The following is a 16,353-nucleotide window of genomic DNA, read 5'->3' on the forward strand; positions in this document are numbered from 1 at the left end:
CCGCGTCTGTACAGCCAGCCGTAGTGGTTGGACAGCATGGCGAACAGCACCGGCAGCGTGAAGTACGTGTTGTGCACGCTGCGCTGCTTGCCGCGCTTGCCGTGGATGGGGTCCACGGGCTGGCCTTCCTTCAGGGCCTTCACCACCGTGCGCTGGCCGGGGATGATCCAGAAGAACACGTTGGCGCTCATCGAGGTCGCCAGCATGGCGCCCATCAGCAGGAAGGCGGCCTGGCCCGGGAAGATATGGCAGGCCAGGAAGGCCGCGATGCACACCAGCACCAGCACCATGGCGCCCACCGTGGCGTCGCCGTTCTTCTTCTGGCCGAAGACGCGGCAGATGCCGTCGTACAGCAGCCAGAACACGACCAGGAAGGCCAGGGCCGAGGCAATGGCCGCAGCCGAGCCCATGGCATTGGGATCGGCCGGATTGACGAGGTAGATCTTGGCGTTCCACAGGTACGACACCGTCAGCAGCGCAAAGCCGCTGAGCCAGGTGGTGTAGCTTTCCCAGTAGAACCAGTGCAGGTGGTCCGGCAGCTTGGGCGGGGAGACATTGAACTTGACGGGGTGGTAGAACCCACCGCCGTGCACGGCCCAGAGTTCGCCGCTGACGCCCTGCTTCTTGAGATCGTCATCGACGGGCGGCGTCAGGCTGCTGTCGAGGAAGACGAAATAGAAGGAGGAACCGACCCAGGCGATGGCCGTAATGACGTGGAGCCACCGCAACAGCAGGTTGGCCCAGTCGAGAATGTAGCTTTCCATAGCTCTCAACCTTGGCAGCGTGGGGGCCGCCGGTGTTCAACCTGCTCACCACTGCGGGCGCTCTGAGCAGAAGAAAAAGGCCGCGCACCCGGTAGATATACCGCCGGTGCACCGCTGCGACCATTTCGTAGACACAAAGTGTATGCAATTTTTCGCCAGCCCATCGGCTTGCGCAGCATCAATTCACTAGAGATTTCCCTGATTCCGCGCGGACACCGCGCTGCGCCGCTGCAGAAGCTGCGCCGCCACGGCCACCGCGATCACCTCGGGCTCCTTGCCCTTGATGCCGGGCACGCCGATGGGGCAGGTCACATGGTCCAGCTCGGCATCGCTGAAGCCGCGCTCGCGCAGCCTGCGCCGGAAGGTGGCCCATTTGGTGGCGCTGCCGATCAGGCCCACATAGGGCAGATCGCCGTGCTGGCGCTGGCGGCCCAGGCATTGGGCGACCACCTCCAGGTCCTCGGCATGACTGAAGCTCATGATCAGCACCTGGGAGCCTGCAGGCAGATCGGCCACGGCCGATTGCACGGGGTCTGAATACTCGCACTGCACGAGCTCGTGCTCCTCCTCGGGGAAGACCGAATCGCGGCTGTCCACCCACATCACGCGGTAGGGGAGATTGCACAGCAGGCGCACCAGCGCATGGCCGACGTGGCCTGCGCCGAACAGGGCCACGCAGTCGCGCGGCGGCTGCAGGCGCTCGCGCAGCATGTCCATGCGGCCCTGGGGCACCAGCACGAACCTCAGCATCACCACGCCCCCGCAGCACTGGCCCAGGCTGGGGCCCAGCGGATAGCGGTGCTGGTGCTCGGTGGCGACCTGGCCGCCCTGGCTACCCTGCTCGCCAGGCGTTGCCCAGCCGCGCAGCAGGCTGCGGGCCCTGTCGATGGCATCGAACTCCAGGTGCCCACCGCCGATGGTGCCGGCCACGCGGTCGGCGAAAACCGCCATCCAGGCGCCGCGCTCGCGCGGCACGGAGCCTCGCGAGTCCATCACTTCGACCCAGCACAGCGGCCCCTGCGCAAGGCCCTGCTCGACTTTGTTGAACGTGTCACTCCACATGGGCGCACCTGACAGCCCGTCGTGGCGCCTGCGGGCTTCGTTGGAATTTGTTGCGGGATTGTCCGCTGCGGCACTTGAGTTTTGCGCTCCGACTGCCGGTGCCGCAGTGTTTCAGGATACGCTCGCAATCATGCCCGATTCCCCTGATTCCACGCAGCACAGTTCCGTGCAAAAGCCACGTTCCGGCCGCCCCTGGCTGTGGGCCGGCCTGATGGCCGCCATTGCCTCCCTGGTCACGGCCTGCAAGTCCCCGCCCGGCCCCGGCCCGCGCCCCGACGACGTCAGTTCCAGCGCACAGCTGCAGTACCGCAAGGTGGCCGCCAACCATCTGTACGCGCGCAATGCCGATCGCATCTACAAGGGCCAGTTGCCGCCCATGCTCTACGCGATCGGCGTGCTCCAGGTCCAGATCGACCGCAACGGCCAGGTCCAGCGCCTGCACTGGATGCGCGCGCCCGGCCATGCCCCCGAGGTGGTGAGCGAGATCGAGCGCCTGGTGCGCGCCGCCGCGCCCTTCCCCGCTCCTGCCGGCGCCGCCCGCATCACCTATACCGATACCTGGCTCTGGGACAAGTCCGGCCGCTTCCAGCTCGACACGCTGACCGAGGGCCAGCTCTGAGCCTCAGGCCGCTGCGCACGGCTGGCCGTCGGCGAAGCTTCGGGCGCTTCTGAGCAGGCAGGTCACGGCATAGAGCACCAGATCGTCCGGTGCGTCATCGTTCACGCGATCGATGACCTCGATGGCATAGCCCAGGTCCTGCGACAGCTGCGGCAGCACGCCTGCCGAGCGGCCGCCGGCCTGCAGGCCGGCCACCGCCTGGTCAGCGCTGGCGTGGTAGCCACGCAGCAAATCACGCGCGGCACACACCATGGCCGAGCCGGCGCGTTCGGCATGCAGCTCCAGCACGCCCAGGGCCGCTCCCATATGGCACAACGCATCCACCGCCAGCACCTCCTGGTGCTGCGGTGAGGGTTCCTGATGGCTGTGGCCCGATTGCTTCACTGTCTTCATGGCATCCCTTGCGCGGGACCGTGCTGGTCCCGAAGCAACAATACCTATCAGGTCCCTTGCAGTCAATACCTTTCCGGTCCATGATTGCCGGCGATGAAACAGACCGATCCTCAGTACAAGCTGCGCCTGCCGCAGGAACTCAAGGACCTCGTCGAGGAGGCAGCCAAGCGCACCGGCCGTTCCATGAACGCCGAAGTCGTGGCCCGGCTGCAGACCACGTTCGAGGCCCCCCTGCTGGGCCGCCTGTCGGCCTCGACGGACCCTTCGCTGGAATGCGAAGAGCCCGTGAGCATCTACGACATCAAGATGAGCGCCGAAGCCGTGGAGCGCATCGAAAAGCGCCTGGAACGCATAGAGCAGGCCGTGCTCGCGCCCGCTGCGCCGCAATCCGCCAGTGAAGACGGCGCAACCGGCGGCGCCTGATCCGCCCGCAAAAAAGAAAACCGGCCCGCAGGCCGGTTTCGTTCAAAGGCCCCTCAGGGCCGGGATCATTCGACCACCTTGGTGATCTTCGAGCCCTGCAGCGACACGCCGGCTTCCAGGCCCGCGTTGGTCAGCACGTAGCTGGTGACGGGGCCCTGGGCTGTCGTGGTGTCCACGCTGCCATTGGCGCCCACCTTGCCTGCGGCCACCGTGGCATCCGCGCCCACGGACCAGCCGTCGCTGGCCAGGAACTTGTCCAGCGCTTCCTGGGTGTTGAACACATAGATCACAGCCTTGGACTGGCCGCCTGCCTGCCAGCCCACCGAGGCGCCCGTGGTGCTGTAGAAGCCCTTGTTCTGGCCGCCGACGCGCAGCACGCCGCGGCCATGCTCCACACCGATGACGAAACTGCCGCCGATCACCGAGGGGAAGATCAGCACGCCCTTGGAGCGGGCCACCATTTCCTTGGAGCCCGGCGCCGTCTGGTACAGCCGCTCCAGCGCAGCGTTGGCGCGCGCATTGACGGTGGTGGAATCAGCACGCGGCGCGGACTGGGTTTCCGGCTTGGTGGTGGTGCAGCCGACCATGGCCACGCTGCCGGCCGCCAGTGCAGTGGCCATCACGACGGTACGCAAAGAAAACTGACGCATGGGAAAACCTGCCTTTCTTGATTGGACGTTTTGGGGAGACCCCATCGGTTCATTGGATTGATCACCTTGCCTCCCGGTCCCGGGCACCCCTACCAGTGCTCGCAAACCGCTTCGGAGACAGGCTGGGGACGATGCTAGGCCGCTTTGCGGTACTTGTGATGAGACATGTCACAAGTTGCGCCATAGGACTACAAGCCCGCAGGAAATGTCTGAAAATCCCGTTCCGGGCCGCCACAGCCGACACCGAAAGCCCGCTGATGCCAGAATGCACCCACAGCAACACCCGGCCCACCGGGCCCATCCACATCGAGGGAGTTCATGAAGTTCTGGAGCCACTTTCACCATCCCCAGGCAGCCATGGTGCTGTTGCGCGTCACGCTTGCGGTCCTGCTGCTTTTTCATGGCTGGGCCAAGATCCGCTACGGCATAGGCAGCATCGAGCGCATGGTGGAGTCCGCGGGCGCGCCGGGCTGGCTGGCCTATGCGGTGTATCTGGGTGAGGTGGTGGCGCCGCTGCTGCTGCTGGTGGGCCTGTGGGTGGTGCCCGCGGCGCTGGTGATTGCGGTCAACATGATCGTGGCCTTCGCGCTGGTGCACACGGGCCAGGTGATGCAGCTGCACAGCTCGGGAGGCTGGGCGCTGGAGCTGCAGGCCTTCTTCTTCATCTCGGCCCTGGTCGTGGCCATGGGGCATTCCAAGGGCAAGTAGCCCGCACGCTTGCTGGAGATGCAAAAGCAACGGCCCGCAATGCGGGCCGTTCGTCATTTCAGGTTTCACTCCAGGCCATCCCCCGACAGCCTGCGCCTGCAGTCCAGGGCTCAGGAGCCCCGGTACGTCGAATAGCTCCAGGGGCTGACCAGCAGGGGCACATGGTAATGCTGGTCGGCATGGGCCACGCCGAAGTCCAGGCTCACCTTGTTGAGGAAGTTGGGCTCGGGCAGTTGCACGCCACGGGCCTTGAAGTAGGCCGCCACGTCGAAGGTCAGCCGGTAGGTGCCGGTCCTGAGGCTGTTGTTGTCGAACAGCGGCGCATCGGTGCGGCCGTCGTGGTTGAGCACCAGGCTCTTGATCAGCGTGGCCTGGTCGCCATCGGTGGAATACAGCGCGACAGCCATGCCGGCTGCGGGGCAGCCGTTCATGGTGTCGAGGACGTGGGTGCTCAGGCCCATGGAAATCTCCTGTGCGGCGGGAGCTGGCCCGCCCGGTTGTCATTGGTTGGTCGATGCACGAAGCGCGGCGCGCGACAGCACTCGCGGCCCCCTCGTGCATTCGCAAAGTGTATACAGTTTTTGTACGCCCTTGAAGTGGGCCATGCAGCTCGAGCCTAGGCAGATACCCGCACTTTCGACGCCGGCAGCGGCCCGTGGGCAGGCCTGCAACGCCATGCTTCTACACTGTGGTCCGCCGCCGCCCCGGCTGCAGGCCCTGCGGCCATCGCATACCGGGCGGCAAAGGACTTTCGCTCATTTCAACGGTTCCACTGTTTCATCTGCCAAGGAGATACCGATGCCATTTCGCTCCCCCTTGCTGGCAACCAGCCTGGCGCTGGCCATTGCCAGCCTGGCCGCCTGCAGCAGCACACAGCCGCCCGCGGCCTCGGCGCCGCCAGCGCCGGTGGCCGCAGCACCTGCACCGGCGGCAGCGCCCATCACGCAAAGCAATGCAGCCCAGGCGGCCAGTGCAGCCTATGACTTCGACATGGATGTATTCCATCCCGTCGTGGCCAGGAACGGCATGGTGTCCAGCGAGCAGGAGCTGGCCTCGCGCATCGGCCTGCAGATCCTGAAGTCGGGCGGCAATGCGGTGGATGCCGCCGTGGCCATGGGCTTTGCGCTGGCGGTGGCCCTGCCCAATGCCGGCAACATCGGCGGCGGCGGTTTCATGATCGTGCACGACGCCAAGAGCGGCAAGAACATTGCGCTGGACTTCCGCGAGGTCGCACCCTCCAAGGCCACGCGGGACATGTACGTGGGCGCGGACGGCAAGGTCATCGACGGCAAGTCGCTGTACACCCACTACGCAGTGGGCGTGCCCGGCACCGTGGCCGGCATGGAGCATGCATTGAAGAAATGGGGCTCTCTGCCGCTGTCCACGGTGATTGCGCCATCCGTGAAGCTGGCCGACAAGGGCTTTACGGTCAGCGAGACCCTGGCCAAGATCCTGGAGCAGGAAAAGAAGAACATGGGCCAGTGGCCCGCCACCCAGGCCATCTTCTGGCGCAACGGCGAACCCCTCAAGCGCGGCGACCGACTGGTGCAAAAGGACCTGGCTCAGTCGCTGCGCCTGATCGGGCAGCAGGGCTCCAAGGTGTTCTACGAAGGCGCCATTGCCCGCAAGCTCGCGGCCGAGATGGCGCCGCATGCGGGCGCCCTGTCGCTGCAGGATCTCAAGAACTACAAGGTGGTCGAACGCGAGCCCGTGCGCGGCACCTATCGCGGATATGAGATCGTTACCATGCCGCCCCCGTCCTCCGGCGGCGCCCACCTGATCCAGATCCTCAACATGATGGAACGCTGGCCCATGAACCAGTGGGGCGCCAACAGCGCACAGAGCATCCACTACATGGCCGAAGGCATGAAGCTGGCCTATGCCGACCGGGCCGAATACCTGGGCGACCCGGACTTCGTGACCGTGCCGCTCAAGGGCCTGACGTCCAAGCGCTACGCCGAGGCGCTGGCCGCCGGCATCGACCCCTACCAGGCGCGCGCCGGCAAGGACATCAAGCCCGGCAAGCCCCAGCCCTACGAGAGCGACCAGACCACGCACTACTCCGTGGTGGACAGGATGGGCAACGCCGTGGCCGTGACCTATACGCTGAACACCAACTTCGGCAGCGGCATCGTGGCCAAGGGCACGGGCATCCTGCTCAACAACGAGATGGACGACTTCTCTGCCAAGCCCGGCGTGGCCAACGCCTACGGCCTGGTCGGCGGCGATGCCAATGCGGTGGCCGCAGGCAAACGCCCGCTGTCGTCCATGACGCCCACCATGGTGCTCAAGGACGGCAAGCCCGTGCTGGTCACCGGCAGCCCCGGCGGCGCGCGCATCATCACCACCGTGCTGCAGACCGTGGTCAATACCATCGACTTCGGCATGAACCCGGCCGAGGCCGCCGCCACGCCGCGCTTTCACCACCAGTGGACGCCCGACGAGCTGCGCGTGGAAAAGGGCATCAGCCCCGACACCGTGGCCCTGCTCAAGTCGCGCGGCCACAACGTTGCCGTGAAGGCATCCATGGGCCGCACGCAGACCATCCAGCTGCGCGACGGCATGCTCTACGGCGCCTCCGACCCGCGCAACCCCGACGGTCAGACGCTGGGCTATTGAAGCAAGAAAAAGCCGCGCCCGTTGCCGAGCGCGGCTTTTCACAACAGGGCGGCGCAAGGCCGCCCTCCCACCAATCGCGTTGTCAGTTGCGCGGCATCAGGCCGGGACCTTCTGGCCGACCTCGAAGTTGGCCTGGATCTCCAGCGCACGCACCATGCCCGAGTGGTCCCAGTTCGCGCCGCCGTGGGCCACGCAGCTGTTGAACAGCTCCTGGGCCTGGGCCGTGTTGGGCAGGGACACGCCGAGCTGGCGCGCGCTGCTCAGGGCCAGGTTCAGGTCCTTCTGGTGCAGCGAGATGCGGAAGCCCGGATCGAACGTGCGCTTGATCATGCGCTCGGCATGCACCTCCAGGATCTTGGACGAGGCAAAGCCGCCCAGCAGCGCCTCGCGCACGCGGGCCGGGTCGGCGCCGGCGCGCGATGCGAACAGCAGGGCCTCTGCCACCGCCTCGATGTTCAGCGCCACGATGATCTGGTTGGCCACCTTGGCGGTCTGGCCGTCGCCATTGCCGCCCACCAGGGTGATGTTCTTGCCCATGCGCTCGAACAGAGGCTTGACGCGCGCGAACACGTCCTCGGGGCCGCCGACCATGATGGACAGGGAGGCGTTCTTGGCGCCCACCTCGCCGCCGGAGACCGGCGCATCCAGGTACTGGGCGCCGATGGCCTCGATGCGGCGAGCGAAGTCCTTGGTGGCCACGGGCGAGATGGAGCTCATGTCCACCACCACCTTGCCGCTGCTGCCCTTGAGGCCGGCGGCCACGCCGTCCTCGCCGAACAGCACCTTCTCGACATCGGGCGTGTCGGGCAGCATCAGGAAAATGATGTCGGCACGCTCGGCCACGCCGCGCGCGGTGGTGCACTGGGTGGCGCTGCTCTCGGCGATCTGCGCCGGGATCTTGCCCAGGGTGTTCACGAAGAGCTGGTGGCCAGCCGCCAGAAGGTGGCCTGCCATGGGCGCGCCCATGATGCCCAGGCCCACGAAACCGAGCTTGAGAGAGGATGCATTCATGCTGTGTACTCCTTGTCGTTTTTGAAAAGCTGAGAAAAAACTCCGGCGGCACTCAGGCGGCGACTGCCGTGCGCACGCTGGTGTGGGCGTCGAGCCAGCCCAGGCCCGATTCGGTATCGCGCGCAGGCTTGTACTCGCAGCCCACCCAGCCCTGGTAGCCGATGCGGTCCAGGTGCGCGAAGAGGAAGGGGTAGTTGATCTCGCCCGTGCCCGGCTCGTTGCGGCCCGGGTTGTCGGCCAGCTGCACGTGGCCAATGCGCGCCAGATGCTTTTGCAGCGTGGCCGCCAGTTCGCCCTCGGTGCGCTGGGCGTGGTAGATGTCGTACTGCACGAAGGCGTTGGGCGCGCCCACCTCGTCGAGGATGGACAGGGCCTCGTCCGTGCGGTTCAGGTAGAAGCCGGGAATGTCGAAGGGGTTGATGGGCTCGATCAGCAGGCGCAGATTGGCCGCGCTCAGCGCCGATGCGGCAAAGCGCAGGTTGTCCACGAAGGTGCGGCGCAGCAGCGCGGCATCGGCACCGGCAGGCGCCTTGCCGGCCAGGCAGTTGAGCTGGGGCACGCCCAGCGCATGGCCATAGGTCACGGCCTTGGCCACGCCGGCGCGGAACTCGTCCACGCGGTCGGGGTGGCAGGCAATGCCGCGCTCGCCCGCATCCCAGTCTCCGGCCGGCAGGTTGTGCAGCACGATCTGCAGGCCGTGGGCGTCCACGCGCTCCTTGATCTCCTGGACCGTGTGGGCGTAGGGAAACAGGAATTCCACGGCCTCGAAGCCGGCGCGCGCCGCGCGCTCGAAGCGGTCGAGGAAGGGCACCTCGGTGAACAGCATGCTGAGGTTGGCAGCAAAACGGGGCATGTCAGAAGTCTCCGGTTGTCGTTTGGTGGGTTGGGAGCGGCAGGGCACGCAGGGTGCCCCGCCGATAGAAAAAGCAGTGCAGTGCAATGCCGTGCGATGTGCCGTGGCGGGCCGGTCAATCCAGCAGTGCAAGCGCGCTGGGCACGTCGGCAGGCGCTGCGGCCAGGTCCTCGAACTCGATCACGTTGTCGATCTCGGCACCCATGGAGATGTTGGTCACGCGCTCCAGGATGACCTCGACGACGACCGGCGTGCGGTGCTCGGCCATCCAGGCCTCGGCCTGCTGCATGGCGGGCGCGAAGTCCTCGGGACGGTGCACGCGGATGGCCTTGCAGCCCAGGCCCTCGACCACCTTGACGTGGTCCACGCCGTAGCCCTTGGACTCTTCCTTGTCGTCGACATTGATGTTGTCGAAGGCCAGCTGCACGCAGTAATCGATGGAGAAGGCGCGCTGCGCCTGGCGGATCAGGCCCAGGTAGCTGTTGTTGACCAGCACATGGATGTAGGGCAGCTTGAACTGCGCGCCCACGGCCAGCTCCTCGATCATGAACTGGAAGTCATAGTCGCCCGACAGCGCCACGATCTTGCGGGCCGGGTCGGCCACGCGCACGCCCAGGGCGGCCGGCACGGTCCAGCCCAGCGGGCCGGCCTGGCCGCAGTTGATCCAGTTGCGCGGCTTGTAGACATGCAGGAACTGCGCGCCGGCAATCTGCGACAGGCCGATGGTGGAGACGTAGCAGGTGTCCTTGTCCAGGCTGCGGTTCATGCACTGGTAGACGCGCTGCGGCTTCATGGGCACGTTGTCGAAATTGGTCTTGCGCAGGTACTCCACATTGTTCTTGCGGGCCTGGCATTCGGCCACCCAGCCGCTGCGGTCCTTCAGGCGGCCAGCCGCCTTCCACTCGCGCGCCACCTCCACGAAAAGCTGCAGCGCCGCGCCGGCATCCGAGACGATGCCGTAGTCGGGCGCGAACACGCGGCCGATCTGCGTGGGCTCGATGTCCACGTGCACGAACTTGCGGCCCTTGGTGTAGACCTCGACCGAGCCCGTGTGGCGGTTGGCCCAGCGGTTGCCGATGCCCAGCACGAAGTCGGAGGCCAGCATGGTGGCATTGCCGTAGCGGTGGCTGGTCTGCAGGCCGCACATGCCGGCCATCAGGCGGTGGTCGTCAGGGATGGTGCCCCAGCCCATCAGCGTGGGGATCACGGGCACGTCCAGCAGCTCGGCGAACTCCACCAGCAGCTCGGACGCATCGGCGTTGATCACGCCGCCGCCCGACACCAGCAGCGGACGCTCGGACTCGTTGAGCATGGCGATGGCCTTTTCCACCTGCTTGCGCGTGGCGGCAGGCTTGTAGACAGGCAGGGGCTCGTAGGTATCGATGTCGAACTCGATCTCGGCCAGCTGCACGTCGATGGGCAGGTCGATCAGCACGGGGCCGGGGCGGCCCGAGCGCATCAGGTGGAAGGCCTGCTGGAAGGCGCGCGGCACCTGGGCCGGCTCCAGCACCGTGGTGGCCCACTTGGTCACGGTCTTGGCGATGGAGGCAATGTCCACGGCCTGGAAATCTTCCTTGTGCAGACGCGAGCGCGGCGCCTGGCCCGTGATGCACAGGATCGGAATCGAATCCGCGCTGGCCGAGTACAGGCCCGTGATCATGTCCGTGCCGGCCGGGCCGCTGGTGCCGATGCACACGCCGATGTTGCCGGCCACGGCGCGGGTGTAGCCCTCGGCCATGTGGCTTGCGCCTTCGACGTGGCGCGCCAGGATATGGCCGATGCCGCCATGGTCCTTGAGCGCTGCGTACAGCGGGTTGATGGCGGCACCGGGAACGCCGAATGCGACGGTGACGCCTTCTTTTTCCAGCACGCGGACTGCGGCTTCGATTGCTTTCATTTTCGCCATGGAGGTCTCCTTCAAACTGGAGACAACTCTAGGCAGACGGGCCTGTTGGCGGAACGCCTGCACAGACCATAAAATTTATTCCGTGCAGGAATAACTATCAATGAAAAAGGAGACAGCACCATGGACAGACTCGATGCCATGCACATGTTCGTGCGCGTGGTGGAGACCGGCAGCTTCACCAAGGTCGCGCACGAGTTCGCCACCACCCAGCCCACGGTGACCAAGCAGGTCGCGGCCATGGAGACGCGCCTGAAGGTGCGCCTGCTCAACCGCAACACGCGCGGCGTGAGCCTCACCGAAGCGGGCGCGCTGTATTACGAGAAATGCAAGACCATCGTCAACGACGTGGCCGAGGCGGACAAGGTGGTGCAGGTGCGACAGACCCAGGTGCAGGGCCAGCTGCGCATCGGCAGCTCGGTGGCCTTCGGCCGGCGCGTGCTGATCCCGCTGGCGCTGGAGTTCATGACGCACAACCCCCAGGTGCAGATCGACCTGAGCTTCGAGGACCGCTACACCGACCTGGTGGCCAACGGCATCGACGTGGCCCTGCGCCTGGGCAAGCTGGCCGACTCCAGCCTGGGCGCACGCACCCTGGGCGTGAACCCCTGGGTACTGGTGGCCTCGCCCGCCTACCTGCGCAAGCGCGGCACGCCGCGCCGCCCCTCGGACCTCAAGGAACACGCCACGCTGATCTACAGCAGCGTGCAGGGCAACGACCTCTGGCGCCTGCGCAACGCCAGCGGCGAGCCCGTGTCCGTGCCCGTCACCGGCCGCCTGCGCTCCAACAACCTCTCGGCCCTGCTGGCGGCCTCACGCTCGCACATGGGCATCGCCGCCCTGCCCCGCTACGTGGCCCACGACTCGCTGCAGGCCGGCCGCGTGGTCGAAGTACTCAAGACCTGCCGCCTGCCCGAGCAGGAAATCCACGCCGTCTACCCCTCGCCGCGCCTGGTGCCGCAGAAGGTGCAGTCCTTCATCGCCTTCCTGCAGGGGCGGTTCGATGCCGAATGGTGGGAGACGCTGCCGCGCGGGGCGTGAGCGCCTGAAGCAAGCGAGCCTGAAACAATTGGCCGGGCGCACGTCCCGGCCTCGAAAAACAACCACCCGGCAGGGACAAAAACCTAGAGAACCAGAATCGCCCGGAAGTCATTCACGTTGGTATGCGTGGGCCCGGTCACCACCAGATCCCCCAGCGCATCAAAGAACCCATACGCATCATTGCGGTCCAGGTACTCGGCAATCCGCATGCCCTGGGCCTGGGCCCGCGCCAGCGTATCCGGCGACACGCGCGCTCCCGCGTTGTCTTCCACGCCATCGATGCCATCGGTATCGGCCGCCAGCGCCCAGACCTTCTCCTGCCCCTGCAGGGCCTGGGCCAGGCCCATGCAGAACTCGCCCGCGCGGCCGCCGCGTCCTTTGGGCGTGCCGGCCGGGCGCTGCCGGATCGTGACCGTGGTTTCGCCGCCGGACAGGATCACGCAGGGCTTTGCAAACGGCTGGCCGTGGCGGGACACGGCGCGCGCCAGGGCGGCGTGGACCTTGGCGACTTCGCGCGATTCGCCCTCGATCTCGTCGGACAGCACATGGGCGCGCAGGCCTGCGGCCTCGGCCACGCGTGCGGCCGCCTCCAGCGAGTGCTGGGGCGTGGCGATCATGTGGACCTCGTGGCCGTCGAAGCGCGCGTCGCCGGGCTTGGGGGTTTCCAGCTCGCCCGCCTCCAGCGCGCGGCGCACGGATTCAGGCACGTCGATGCGGTAGCGCGCGAGGATGGCCAGCGCGTCGGCGCAGCTGCTGGCATCGGGCACGGTGGGGCCGCTGGCGATGATGGAGGGGTCGTCGCCCGGCACGTCGCTGATGGTCAGCGTGACCACGCGCGCGGGCGCGCAGGCCGCGCCCAGGCGCCCGCCCTTGATGCGCGACAGGTGCTTGCGCACGCAGTTCATCTCGCCGATGGCGGCGCCGCTTTCCAGCAGGGCGCGGTTGATGCGCTGCTTCTCCTCCAGGTCGATGCCTTCGGCCGGCAGGGTCAGCAGGGCCGAGCCGCCGCCCGAGATCAGGCACAGCACGAGGTCGTCCTCGGTCAGCCCTTCGGTCAGCGCGAGGATGCGTTCGGCGGCGGCCAGGCCTGCCGCATCGGGCACGGGGTGGGCGGCCTCGACCACCTCGATGCGCTGCGCCAGCCCTTCGGGGCGCGGCGGGATGTGGCCGTAGCGTGTGACCACAAGGCCGGACAGCGGCGCGTCCGCTGGCCACAGCGCCTCCAGCGCCTGGGCCATGGAGCCGCCGGCCTTGCCCGCGCCCAGCACCAGGGTGCGGCCCTTGGGAGGCTTTGGCAGGCATTGGGCCATGCTGTACAGGGGCTGCGCATCCTTGACCGCAGCGCGGTAGAGGTCGAGCAGAAAGGCTTGGGGATCGGTGAGGTGCAGGTCCGTGGTGCTGGTCATGGTGTGTTGTCTCCGCCGGGCATTATGGAATTTCCTGCACCGGCGGTGGCATGCGGTCAAGTCACAACTGATTCGCCCGGCCTCGTTCCTCGCGCCAACTCAACTCAATCCAGGGCCACCTTGGCGTCCTTGACCAGCCTGGCGAAGCGGTCGGTGTCGTCGCGGATCTGGCGCGCCATCTGCTCGGGTGATCCGCCGATGGGCTCGGCGCCTATCTCTTCCATCTTCCTGCGGAACTGCGGGGACTCGATGATGCGGTTCATGTCTGCGCCCAGCCGCGCCAGTACCTCCCTGGGCGTGGCGGCTGGCGCCAGCACGCCGAACCAGGTGCCCATGTCGAAGCCCTTGAGGCCGGCTTCGTCCAGCGTGGGCACATCGGGCAGGGCCACCGAGCGCCGGGCCGTGGTCACGGCCAGCGCGCGCAGCTTGCCGGCCTTGATGTGGGGCAGCACGGGCGTGACGGTATCGAAGGACATGGCAATCTGCCCGCCCAGCAGATCCGTGGTCAGCGGCCCGCTGCCCTTGTAGGGCACGTGCAGCATCTCCACACCGCCCATGGACTCGAACTGCGCGCCGATCAGGTGCTGGCCCGTGCCCGCGCCGTTGGAGCCATAGGCCAGCTTGCCGGGCTGGGCGCGGGCCTGGGCCAGCAGCTCCTGCACGGTTTTGGCCGGCACCTGCGGATTGACCACCAGCACATTGGGGACCACGGCCACCACGGTGATGGGCGCCAGGTCCTTCTGGAAGTCATAGCCCAGCCTGCGGTAGACGCTGGTGGCAATGGTGTGGTGCACGGCGCCCATGAGCAGGGTGTAGCCGTCAGGTTTCGCCTTGGCCACATGGTCGGCGCCCAAGGTGGCGCCCGCGCCGGGGCGGTTTTCCACGACCACGGGCTGGCCCAGACTCTTGGACAGCTCCTGGCCCAGCGCACGTGCCAGCACGTCGGTGGTGCCGCCTGCGGGAAACGGCACGATGAGGTTGACGGGGCGCGCCGGCCAGGCCTGGGCCCAGGCCGAAGACATGGCGGCTGCAATGGTGGCGGCGGCCAGCGCGCACGCTGCGGCAACCCTGGTGATGCGGTTCATGGTTTGTCTCCTGTCTGTTCTTTTGTGGGTTATCGGACCATGCAGCGCGCGCTCAGGCAGGCACGGGCTCGGCCTGGGCCTCGGCGGTCTGCGCGCGCAGCCGTGCGCAGACCGCGTCGGTGACCTGCCGCGTGGTGGCCTTGCCGCCCAGGTCGCGCGTGTGCAGCGCGGCATCGGCGGTCACCTGCTCCACGGCCTGCATCAGCCGCTGCGCGGCACGGTGCTCGCCCAGGTGCTCCAGCAGCATCACGCAGCTCCAGAAGGTTCCCACGGGATTGGCCAGGCCCTGGCCCATGATGTCGAAGGCCGATCCGTGGATGGGCTCGAACATGCTGGGATAGCGGCGCTCCGGGTCGATGTTGCCCGTGGGCGCAATGCCCAGGCTGCCGGCCAGCGCGGCCGCCAGGTCGCTGAGGATGTCGGCATGCAGGTTGGTGGCGACCAGGGTGTCCAGCGAGGCGGGGCGGTTGACCATGCGCGCCGTGGCCGCGTCCACCAGTTCCTTGTCCCAGCGCACGTCGGGGAACTCGGCGGCCACCTGCACCGCAATCTCGTCCCACATCACCATGGCATGGCGCTGGGCGTTGGACTTGGTGATCACCGTCAGCAGCTTGCGCGGCCGCGACTGCGCCAGGCGGAAGGCAAAGCGCATGATGCGCTCCACGCCCGCACGGGTCATCATGCTCACGTCGGTGGCCACCTCGATGGGATGGCCCTGGTGGGCGCGGCCGCCCACGCCCGCGTATTCGCCTTCGGAATTCTCGCGCACGATGACCCAGTCCAGGTCCTCGCGCGCGCAGCGCTTGAGCGGCGCATCGATGCCGGGCAGGATGCGCGTGGGCCGCACATTGGCGTACTGATCGAACCCCTGGCAGATCTTCAGGCGCAGGCCCCACAGCGTGACATGGTCGGGAATGTGCGGGTCGCCGGCCGAGCCGAACAGGATGGCGTCCTGGCCGCGCAACGCGTCCAGCCCGTCGGCCGGCATCATCTCGCCGTGCGCGCGGTGCCAGTCGCCGCCCCAGCCGAAACTGGTGAAGGCAAAGCCCAGGCCGGGCTGGGTTTCGGCCAGCGCCTGCAGCACCTCCTGCCCTGCGGGCACCACTTCCTTGCCGATGCCATCGCCGGGAATGCAGGCGATGCGGTATGTCTTTGTCATGAAGGCTCCTTGGATTGCGGTGGATGAAGCGCCATGCGGATCCATGGCCTTGTCCGTGAATCTATCGATGGAACAACGCCGCGCACGCCTCTAGAGTGATGGCATCGTTCACTTTGATTCAACAATGAGCACACCCGTCTCGGCGCCATCGGAGATGGCCTTCTTCTGCCTGCTGGCCCGCAGCGCCAGCCTGTCGGCCACGGCCCGCGAGCTGGGCATCACCACGCCGGCGGCCAGCAAGCGCCTGTCCCAGATGGAGGCGCGGCTGGGCGTGCAACTGGTCAGCCGCACGACGCGGCGCCTGGGCCTGACCGATGAGGGCCAGACCTACCTGGCCCATGCGCGGCGCATCCTGGACGACATTGCCGCCATGGAGCAGGCCGTGGCCGGCATGCCCGGGCAGCCGCAGGGCCTGCTGCGCATCAATGCCACGCTGGGATTCGGGCGCAGCCATATCGCGCCGCTGATCGCCAGCTTCGTGCGCAGGCACCCGCAGATCCAGGTGCAGCTGCAGCTGTCGGCCTCGCCGCCGCCCCTGGTCGATGACAGCTTCGACCTGTGCATACGCTTTGGCGAGCCGCCGGACGCGCGCGTCATCGCGCGGCGCCTGGCGCCCAACCGGCGGCTGCTGTGCGCGTCTGCCGCCTACCTGGCGCG

Annotated in this window: 17 protein-coding genes; 6 read left to right on the top strand and 11 right to left on the bottom strand. The window is 67.2% G+C overall.

The features are described from left to right. A partial coding sequence (locus L995_RS18795) for a urate hydroxylase PuuD (RefSeq protein WP_047472987.1) occupies positions 1–764 on the bottom strand: 764 nt, incomplete at its 3' end. A 186-nt stretch (positions 765–950) separates the two neighbouring features. Continuing rightward, the gene (gene xdhC / locus L995_RS18800) at positions 951–1,826 is read right to left on the bottom strand and encodes a xanthine dehydrogenase accessory protein XdhC (RefSeq protein WP_016449772.1); all 876 of its coding nucleotides are present in this window, start codon (positions 1,824–1,826) and stop codon (positions 951–953) included. Between the two features lie 130 nt (positions 1,827–1,956). Here xdhC and L995_RS18805 point away from each other — a divergent pair, with 130 nt between their 5' ends. Then, positions 1,957–2,445: a hypothetical protein gene (locus tag L995_RS18805; protein ID WP_016449773.1), complete on the top strand. Its 489-nt coding sequence runs from the start codon at positions 1,957–1,959 to the stop codon at positions 2,443–2,445. Positions 2,446–2,448: 3 nt separating this feature from the next. On the opposite strand, the gene L995_RS18810 is transcribed toward L995_RS18805, so the two are convergent. After that, positions 2,449–2,838: a hypothetical protein gene (locus L995_RS18810; RefSeq protein WP_016449774.1), complete on the bottom strand. Its 390-nt coding sequence runs from the start codon at positions 2,836–2,838 to the stop codon at positions 2,449–2,451. A 93-nt stretch (positions 2,839–2,931) separates the two neighbouring features. Here L995_RS18810 and L995_RS18815 point away from each other — a divergent pair, with 93 nt between their 5' ends. After that, entirely contained in the window at positions 2,932–3,261 is a 330-nt protein-coding gene (locus L995_RS18815; RefSeq protein WP_016449775.1) for an Arc family DNA-binding protein, read from the top strand. Between the two features lie 65 nt (positions 3,262–3,326). On the opposite strand, the gene L995_RS18820 is transcribed toward L995_RS18815, so the two are convergent. Next, positions 3,327–3,911 carry a BPSL1445 family SYLF domain-containing lipoprotein gene (locus L995_RS18820; protein ID WP_016449776.1) on the bottom strand — a complete coding sequence of 195 codons (585 nt, stop codon included), beginning with the start codon at positions 3,909–3,911 and terminating at the stop codon, positions 3,327–3,329. Between the two features lie 318 nt (positions 3,912–4,229). Between L995_RS18820 and L995_RS18825 the strand changes: the two genes are divergently transcribed. Then, the gene (locus L995_RS18825; RefSeq protein WP_016449777.1) at positions 4,230–4,619 is read left to right on the top strand and encodes a DoxX family protein; all 390 of its coding nucleotides are present in this window, start codon (positions 4,230–4,232) and stop codon (positions 4,617–4,619) included. Positions 4,620–4,729: 110 nt separating this feature from the next. Here the strand turns inward: L995_RS18825 and uraH are convergent, their stop codons facing one another. Beyond that, on the bottom strand, positions 4,730–5,080 hold the full coding sequence (gene uraH, locus L995_RS18830) for a hydroxyisourate hydrolase (RefSeq protein ID WP_012204044.1): 351 nt from the start codon (positions 5,078–5,080) through the stop codon (positions 4,730–4,732). Between the two features lie 337 nt (positions 5,081–5,417). Between uraH and ggt the strand changes: the two genes are divergently transcribed. Continuing rightward, on the top strand, positions 5,418–7,238 hold the full coding sequence (gene ggt, locus L995_RS18835; protein ID WP_016449779.1) for a gamma-glutamyltransferase: 1,821 nt from the start codon (positions 5,418–5,420) through the stop codon (positions 7,236–7,238). 96 nt (positions 7,239–7,334) lie between these two features. On the opposite strand, the gene glxR is transcribed toward ggt, so the two are convergent. The 3 genes from glxR to gcl all read right to left on the bottom strand — a co-directional run bounded on the left by glxR (position 7,335) and on the right by gcl (position 11,008). Beyond that, complete coding sequence (glxR, locus tag L995_RS18840; RefSeq protein WP_047472988.1) at positions 7,335–8,249, bottom strand: 2-hydroxy-3-oxopropionate reductase; 915 nt, start codon at positions 8,247–8,249, stop codon at positions 7,335–7,337. Positions 8,250–8,301: 52 nt separating this feature from the next. Further along, positions 8,302–9,102 carry a hydroxypyruvate isomerase gene (gene hyi, locus L995_RS18845; protein ID WP_016449781.1) on the bottom strand — a complete coding sequence of 267 codons (801 nt, stop codon included), beginning with the start codon at positions 9,100–9,102 and terminating at the stop codon, positions 8,302–8,304. A 115-nt stretch (positions 9,103–9,217) separates the two neighbouring features. Continuing rightward, positions 9,218–11,008, bottom strand: coding sequence for a glyoxylate carboligase (gene gcl, locus L995_RS18850; RefSeq protein ID WP_016449782.1), 1,791 nt, complete (start codon positions 11,006–11,008; stop codon positions 9,218–9,220). A gap of 120 nt (positions 11,009–11,128) precedes the next feature. Here gcl and L995_RS18855 point away from each other — a divergent pair, with 120 nt between their 5' ends. Then, positions 11,129–12,046 carry a LysR family transcriptional regulator gene (locus L995_RS18855; RefSeq protein WP_016449783.1) on the top strand — a complete coding sequence of 306 codons (918 nt, stop codon included), beginning with the start codon at positions 11,129–11,131 and terminating at the stop codon, positions 12,044–12,046. A gap of 83 nt (positions 12,047–12,129) precedes the next feature. Here the strand turns inward: L995_RS18855 and L995_RS18860 are convergent, their stop codons facing one another. From L995_RS18860 to L995_RS18870, 3 genes are all read right to left on the bottom strand, one after another. Continuing rightward, complete coding sequence (locus L995_RS18860) at positions 12,130–13,452, bottom strand: glycerate kinase type-2 family protein (protein WP_047472989.1); 1,323 nt, start codon at positions 13,450–13,452, stop codon at positions 12,130–12,132. Positions 13,453–13,556: 104 nt separating this feature from the next. Next, on the bottom strand, positions 13,557–14,537 hold the full coding sequence (locus tag L995_RS18865; RefSeq protein ID WP_047472990.1) for a tripartite tricarboxylate transporter substrate binding protein: 981 nt from the start codon (positions 14,535–14,537) through the stop codon (positions 13,557–13,559). Between the two features lie 52 nt (positions 14,538–14,589). Next, positions 14,590–15,696, bottom strand: coding sequence for a tartrate dehydrogenase (locus L995_RS18870; RefSeq protein ID WP_047472991.1), 1,107 nt, complete (start codon positions 15,694–15,696; stop codon positions 14,590–14,592). A gap of 124 nt (positions 15,697–15,820) precedes the next feature. Here L995_RS18870 and L995_RS18875 point away from each other — a divergent pair. After that, the coding region (locus tag L995_RS18875) for a LysR family transcriptional regulator (protein WP_047472992.1) at positions 15,821–16,353 on the top strand (533 nt) is incomplete at its 3' end.

The sequence above is a fragment of the Delftia sp. ZNC0008 genome (assembly GCF_000799035.1).
Taxonomy (GTDB): Bacteria; Pseudomonadota; Gammaproteobacteria; order Burkholderiales; family Burkholderiaceae_C; genus Comamonas; species Comamonas tsuruhatensis.